7 protein-coding genes are annotated in these 6870 nt (G+C 71.2%); 4 read left to right on the forward strand and 3 right to left on the reverse strand.

All coding sequences use genetic code 11. The features are described from left to right. Positions 1-182: 182 nt before the first annotated feature. Positions 183-2039 (reverse strand): translation elongation factor 4, encoded by a 1857-nt coding sequence (gene lepA, locus AB0C36_RS12750; RefSeq protein WP_358352962.1) that lies wholly within the window; start codon positions 2037-2039, stop codon positions 183-185. A gap of 197 nt (positions 2040-2236) precedes the next feature. Here lepA and AB0C36_RS12755 point away from each other — a divergent pair, with 197 nt between their 5' ends. The 3 genes from AB0C36_RS12755 to rpsT all read left to right on the forward strand — a co-directional run bounded on the left by AB0C36_RS12755 (position 2237) and on the right by rpsT (position 4112). Then, entirely contained in the window at positions 2237-3352 is a 1116-nt protein-coding gene (locus AB0C36_RS12755) for a phosphotransferase (protein ID WP_358352964.1), read from the forward strand. Further along, positions 3349-3651 carry an antibiotic biosynthesis monooxygenase family protein gene (locus AB0C36_RS12760; RefSeq protein ID WP_358352966.1) on the forward strand — a complete coding sequence of 101 codons (303 nt, stop codon included), beginning with the start codon at positions 3349-3351 and terminating at the stop codon, positions 3649-3651. The genes AB0C36_RS12755 and AB0C36_RS12760 overlap by 4 nt, the downstream gene beginning before the upstream one ends. A 194-nt stretch (positions 3652-3845) precedes the next feature. Then, the gene (gene rpsT / locus AB0C36_RS12765) at positions 3846-4112 is read left to right on the forward strand and encodes a 30S ribosomal protein S20 (protein WP_358352967.1); all 267 of its coding nucleotides are present in this window, start codon (positions 3846-3848) and stop codon (positions 4110-4112) included. A 280-nt stretch (positions 4113-4392) separates the two neighbouring features. Here rpsT and holA read toward each other — a convergent pair whose 3' ends face one another. After that, complete coding sequence (gene holA / locus AB0C36_RS12770; RefSeq protein ID WP_358352969.1) at positions 4393-5370, reverse strand: DNA polymerase III subunit delta; 978 nt, start codon at positions 5368-5370, stop codon at positions 4393-4395. A gap of 115 nt (positions 5371-5485) precedes the next feature. Then, positions 5486-6130: a dihydrofolate reductase family protein gene (locus AB0C36_RS12775; protein ID WP_358352971.1), complete on the reverse strand. Its 645-nt coding sequence runs from the start codon at positions 6128-6130 to the stop codon at positions 5486-5488. Between the two features lie 98 nt (positions 6131-6228). Here AB0C36_RS12775 and AB0C36_RS12780 point away from each other — a divergent pair, with 98 nt between their 5' ends. After that, a complete protein-coding gene (locus AB0C36_RS12780) occupies positions 6229-6741 on the forward strand; it encodes a winged helix-turn-helix transcriptional regulator (protein WP_358352972.1) in 513 nt (170 codons plus the stop codon). The last annotated feature ends 129 nt before the right edge of the window (positions 6742-6870 follow it).

Consider the following 6870-nt stretch of genomic DNA (forward strand, 5'->3'; position numbering starts at 1 on the left):
TGCTGGCTATCCTCATGCGCGGTCGGGACGTCCCTCCCGGCGGGCCCATGGCCGGTTACGGCAGCCCGCCCCGTCCCCGGCCGAGGCTCCACGCACACGTGGAAGGGCGGTCTCCCGGGAAGCCGGGGACCGCCCTTCCACATGCCACGCACAGCAGGGTCGGCCGACGGGCCGCCGCCGCGCTACTTCTTCTTGTCGGCGCCGTCCGACTCGGTGGACAGGGCGGCGATGAACGCCTCCTGCGGCACCTCGACGCGGCCGACCATCTTCATGCGCTTCTTGCCTTCCTTCTGCTTCTCGAGCAGCTTGCGCTTACGGGAGATGTCGCCGCCGTAGCACTTGGCAAGCACGTCCTTGCGGATCGCGCGGATGTTCTCGCGCGCGATCACGCGCGCGCCGACCGCCGCCTGGATCGGCACCTCGAACTGCTGACGCGGAATCAACTCGCGCAGCTTCTTGGTCATTTCGACGCCGTAGTTGTACGCCTTGTCCTTGTGCACGATCGCGCTGAACGCGTCGACCGCCTCGCCCTGCAGCAGGATGTCGACCTTGACCAGCTCCGACATCTGCTCGCCGGTGGGCTCGTAGTCGAGCGACGCGTAGCCGCGCGTCTTCGACTTGAGCTGGTCGAAGAAGTCGAACACGATCTCCGCGAGCGGCAGCGTGTAGCGCAGCTCGACGCGGTCCTCGGACAGGTAGTCCATGCCGAGCAGGCTGCCGCGCCGGGACTGGCACAGCTCCATGATCGCGCCGACGTACTCGCTCGGCGCGAGGATCGTCGAGCGTACGACCGGCTCGTGCACCTCGGCGATCTTGCCGCCCGGGAACTCGCTCGGATTCGTCACCGTGTGCTCGGTGCCGTCCTCCATGACCACGCGGTACACCACGCTCGGCGCGGTCGAGATCAGGTCGAGCCCGAACTCCCGCTCCAGGCGCTCGCGGATGATCTCCAGATGCAGCAGCCCCAGGAAGCCGCAGCGGAAGCCGAAGCCGAGCGCCGCCGAGGTCTCCGGCTCCCAGACCAGCGCGGCGTCGTTGAGCTGGAGCTTCTCCAGCGCGTCGCGCAGCTCGGGGTAGTCCGAGCCGTCCAGCGGATACAGGCCCGAGAACACCATCGGACGCGGGTCCTTGTAGCCGCCCAGCGCCTCGGTCGCGCCCTTGTGCTGCGAGGTGATGGTGTCACCGACGCGGGACTGCCGGACGTCCTTCACACCCGTGATGATGTAGCCCACCTCGCCGACGCCCAGGCCGTCCGCGGCCTTCGGCTCCGGCGAGATGACGCCGATCTCCAGCAGCTCGTGGGTCGCGCCGGTGGACATCATCTGGATGCGCTCGCGCTTGGTGAGCTGGCCGTCGATGACACGGACGTAGGTCACGACGCCGCGGTAGGAGTCGTAGACCGAGTCGAAGATCATCGCGCGGGCCGGGGCGTCCTTGACGCCGACCGGCGGCGGGACCAGGCGTACGCACTCGTTCAGCAGCTCGGAGACGCCCTCGCCGGTCTTGCCGCTCACCCGCAGCACGTCGTCGGGCTCGCAGCCGATGATGTGCGCCAGTTCCTCGGCGTACTTCTCCGGCTGCGCGGCGGGCAGGTCGATCTTGTTGAGCACCGGGATGATCTGGAGGTCGTTCTCCAGCGCCAGGTAGAGGTTGGCGAGGGTCTGCGCCTCGATGCCCTGGGCGGCGTCGACCAGCAGGATCGCGCCTTCGCACGCGGCGAGGGAGCGCGAGACCTCATACGTGAAGTCCACGTGGCCCGGGGTGTCGATCATGTTCAGGATGTGCACGCGCCCGTCTTCGGCGGTCCACGGGAGGCGCACCGCCTGCGACTTGATGGTGATGCCGCGCTCGCGCTCGATGTCCATCCGGTCGAGGTACTGCGCGCGCATCTGCCGCGCGTCGACCACACCGGTGATCTGGAGCATCCGGTCGGCGAGCGTGGACTTGCCGTGGTCGATGTGGGCGATGATGCAGAAATTGCGGATCAGCGCCGGGTCGGTACGGCTGGGCTCCGGCACGTTCACGGGGGTCGCGGGCACGCAGGCTTCCAGGTTCTCGGGCTCGGTGGGCAGGGACTTCGGGGTCGTGCGGGTCGTGCGGGGGTGGTGCGGGCGGTACCGGTGGTGCGGGTACTGCCGGTTATTGCAGGAACTACCGGGACGAAACGGCCGCGCCGTCGACTTGTGGAAGGCCGGGCCGTCGCACACGTGACGCGGGCATACCCCATCATCGTCCCATGCGCGTGGACTACTGGTCTCTCCCGGCCGACCTCCACGCCGCCCTGACCCTGCGCTTCGGTGCCGCGCCGACGTCGGCGGCCACCCAACCCGGCGGATTCAGCGGCGGCCTGGCCGCCCGGCTCACGCTGTCCGACGGCCGGGCGGTGTTCGTGAAGGGCTGCCCCGAGCGGCACCCGATCATCGCCCAGTACGAGGTCGAGGGCTGGTTCGGCCGCAAGGCACGCGAATGGTGGCCACCCCGTGTCACCGGGACGGGCGGCGCCTCGACTCCCGGGCCGTCCCGCGAGCTGTACGCCGAGCCGTTCCCGGCGCCGGCGCTGTGGGGTGAGCTGGACGCGGCCGGCTGGTACGTCCTGGTCTTCGAGGACATCGCGGGCCATGACGCCGACCTGTCGGACCCGGTGGACCTGGCTGCGTGCCTGACGCTTTTCGACCGGCTGAGCGCGGCGCCGTACCCGGAGGCCGCCCGCTCCCGGGTTCCGCCGGTCGCGGTGTCGCTCGGGCACCTGGCGGCGGGGTGGCGGCGGATCGCGGAGGAGCCGCCCGCGTACCTCGACCCCTGGGTTCGCACCCACCTGGCCGAGCTGGTCGCGTTGGAGACCGGCTGGACCGCCGCCTCGCACGGCGACCTGCCTGTGCACACCGACCTGCACCCGGGGAACGTGCTGGTCAAACCCTCCCCCGAGGCCGGCTCACCGCGCGGGACGACCGGTGGGATACCTGGCAAGGCCCCTGGTGGGCCGGCACATGGGACGACAGGCGGGCCGACACGTGGGACGGCCGACGGGCACGAGGGCCTCGGCAACGGCCGGGGCGCGGAGGCGGTGGCCGTGGACTGGACGCGTCCCTCGGCCGGGGCCGCATGGGTGGACCCCCTGCTCTTCTGCCTGCGCGACCCGGCCGTCCACGACCTGCCCCCGTGGTTCACCGAGCGGTACGCCCTGCCCGCGCCGGTCCTGCACGCCTTCCTCGCCGGCGCCGCCGGGCACTGGGCGGACGCGGCCCGGCTGCCGGCACCTGCCTACGCGCCGGGGCTGCGCGCGTACGAGGCCGCCCGCGCCGCGAAATCCCTCGCCTGGCTCCGGCAGGCCCGCGAAGATGACCGGTCATGACCACCGCCGCGATCCTTGAGCACGCCCTCCTCGACGTCCGGCCCGGACAGGAGGACTCCTTTCTGGCCGCCTTCGCGGAGGCCCGCCCGCTGATCGAGGGCCAGAAGGGCTTCGTCGACCTCCGCCTCGAACGCTGCGTCGAGCACCCGTCGCGGTTCCTGCTGCTCGTGCGCTGGGACACGCTGGAAGACCACACCGAGGGCTTCCGGGGCTCGCCGGAGTACGTACGCTGGCGCGAGCTGCTCCACCACTTCTATGACCCGTTCCCTGAGGTCACGCACTTCGCCCGGGTGCTGTGACCGGCGGCCCGCGGGCAGGCGGAGGCGGCCGGAGGTGCCGGGGAGCGCGCCGACCTCGGTTTGGGATCGCCCGATCGGCCCTGGTAACCTGTCCAACTGCGTGTGCCACTTGTCTCAGCCACGCAAGTCAACGTTCCACGAGGGCCCTCTCCCCTACGGGAACAAATCGCGTCCAAACGACGAGGCTTTAAAACGTGGCTAACATCAAGTCCCAGATCAAGCGGATCAAGACGAACGAGAAGGCTCGCCAGCGCAACAAGGCGGTCAAGTCGTCGCTCAAGACCGCGGTCCGCAAGGCGCGCGAGGCCGTCGAGGCCGGCGACGCCGCGAAGGCCACCGAGCTGAGCCGCGAAGCCGGCCGCAAGCTCGACAAGGCCGTGACCAAGGGCATCATCCACAAGAACCAGGCCGCCAACAAGAAGTCGGCGCTGGCCAAGCGGGTCGCCTCGCTCCAGGGCTGAGGCACCCGGCCGGCGGTACGCCCGGTTCAGTGGTGAAGCGGAGGCGCCGTCCCCTCGGGGACGGCGCCTTCGCCGTTTCCTGGCACGGTCCCTCAACTGCTCCCCGAGGAACGCGCTCACGTGCACGCGCTCGTGGCCACGGCCATGTGGGCACGTCCGCGTGGGCACGGCCGTGTGGGTCCGTGGAGCGGACGTGTCCTGCCCGGGGCCGCGTGCGTGCCGGGTTCGCGCGTACCGGGTCGGCCGCTGGGACTGCCGCCGGATCTGCCTCGATCCGCGCTCAGGTCCCCCGGACGCGTGCCACGGTCACGACCGCCTTCTCCAGCGCGTACGCCGGGTCCGAACCGCCGCCCTTGACCGCGGCGTCGGCCTCGGCCACCGCCTGCAAGGCGAGCACTATCCCGTCGGGTGTCCAGCCGCGCATCTGCTGGCGTACCCGGTCGATCTTCCACGGCGGCATGCCGAGTTCGCGGGCGAGGTCGCCCGGCCGCGCCCCGCGCGGTGCGCCGCCCAGCCGGGCGATGTGGCGTACGCCTTGCGCGAGTGCACTGGTGACCAGCACCGGAGCCACGCCCACCGACAGCGCCCACCGCAGTTGTTCCAACGCCTCGGCGGTGCGCCCCTCCACGGCCTTGTCGGCGACGTCGAAGCTCGACGCCTCCGCGCGTCCCGTGTAGTAGCGCGCGACGATCTCCTCGTCGACCACGCCCTCGGTGTCGGCCGCCAACTGGCTGCACGCGGCGGCCAGTTCGCGCAGGTCGTTGCCGACCGCCTCGACCAGGGCGCGGGCCGCGTCCTCGGTCACGGACCGCCCCGCGGTACGGAACTCCGTCTTCACCAGGGCCAGGCGCTCGGTCGCCTTGGAGACCTTGGGGCACGCGATCTCGCGCACCCCCGCCTTGCGCGCCGCGTCCAGCAGCGCCTTGCCCTTCGGCCCGCCGAGGTGGGTCAGCACCAGCACCACTTCTTCGGCGGGTGCGCCCAGGTACGCCTTGACCTCGTTGACCAGGTCCGCCCCGAGGTCCTGGGCGGCCCGCACGACGATGACCTTGCGCTCGCCGAACAGCGAGGGGCTGGCCAACTCCGTCAGCATGTTGGGCTGGAGGGCGCCCGGGGCGATGTCGCGGATGTCGGCGTCCGGATCCACCGCCCGGGCCGCGCGCGTGACGGTCGACACCGCGCGGTCCACGAGCAGTTCCTCCGGTCCGACCACGAGGGTCACCGGCGCGAGCGGGTCGTCTGCAACTTTCCTGGCCATCACGGACAGCATCGCACGCCGTGCGGACACCCCGGACCCCGCGCGCCGGGACCGCTGTCGGCCCGCTGTCGGCCTGGCATGGGTCCCGGCATCGGTCCCGCCCCCGCGCCCGTCGTCAGCGCCGGGTGAACGTCACGTGGGTGACGCCGCTCGGCGTGCTCACCGACTCGATCCGGAAGCGCTCCTCCAGCCCCTCGGTGCCGTCCCACAGACGCTCGCCGCGCCCGAGCACGATCGGGACGACGGTGATGTGCATGAAGTCGACCAGGTCCTCGGCGAGGAAGTCGCGAACGACCGTGACGCCTCCGCCGATGCGCACGTCGAGGCCGCCGGCCGCCTCACGGGCCCGCCGCAGCACCTCCTTCGGCGGCGCGTCGACGAAGTGGAACGTCGTGCCGCCCTCCATCTCGACGGACGGGCGCGTGTGGTGCGTCAGCACGAACACCGGGGTGTGGAAGGGCGGGTTGCCGCCCCACCAGCCGTTCCACTCATGGTCCTGCCACGGGCCGCGCTGCGGGCCGAACTTGTTGCGCCCCATGATCTCGGCGCCGATGCCGGAGCCCCAGTTGGCGGCCATCGCGTCGTCCACGCCTCGGCTGCCGCCTTCCCGGCCCTGCATTTCACGGAACGTGCGCGTCTCGACATACCACTCGTGGAGGCGTTCGCCCGCGTGGCCGAACGGCTCGTCCGCGGTCTGGCCTTCGCCCGTTCCGAAGCCGTCGAGGGACACCGCGAAGTTGTGGACTCGTACCAGGGACATGACGGGGCCTCTCGATCAGTCGGTGATTGCACTCTGCAATCACCTCGTGGTTTCACGGTAGACTTGGTGATTGCGAAATGCAATCACATGGAGGCGACATGCGCGCAGGACCCCGCTCCGGTTGCCCGATCAACGCGGCGGTGGAAGCACTCGGAGACCGGTGGAGCCTCATCGTGCTGCGCGACATCATGTTCGGCGGCCTGCGGCACTTCCGTGAGCTGCTGGCCAACTCCAAGGAGGGCATCGCCTCGAACATCCTCAGCAGCCGCCTCAAGGCCCTGGTCGCGGGCGGGCTGCTCACCCAGGAGGAAGCCGGGCGGGGCCGCAGGGCGACGTACAGCCTCACCGAGGCCGGCATCGAGACCGTTCCGATCATGGCCGCGCTCGGCTCGTGGGGGCTGCGTCACCGCGACACCACCCCCGAACTGCGGGTCCGCGCACAGCTCATGGAGGACGGCGGCCCTGCCCTGTGGGCCGACTTCATGGACGAACTCCGGGAGATACACCTGGGCATCCCCCGTCCGCATCCGGACCGCCCGCGTGCCACCGACCGCCTGCGCGAGGCGTACGAACGCGCGGTCGCCGAGGGCGGTGCGGCCGTCGCGTCGTGACCGACCGGCCCCTCGCCGGCCACCCTCGCCGGCCACCCCTCGGCCCGGGCGGATCCTCCCGTGGAACGGCCCGGCACAGCCCCCGGGACGCAGTCGGGCCCGTCCGGCCGCGGGTCACCGCGGCCGGAC

It is taken from the genome of Streptodolium elevatio (assembly GCF_040649515.1).
GTDB classification, from domain to species: domain Bacteria; phylum Actinomycetota; class Actinomycetes; order Streptomycetales; family Streptomycetaceae; genus Yinghuangia; species Yinghuangia elevatio.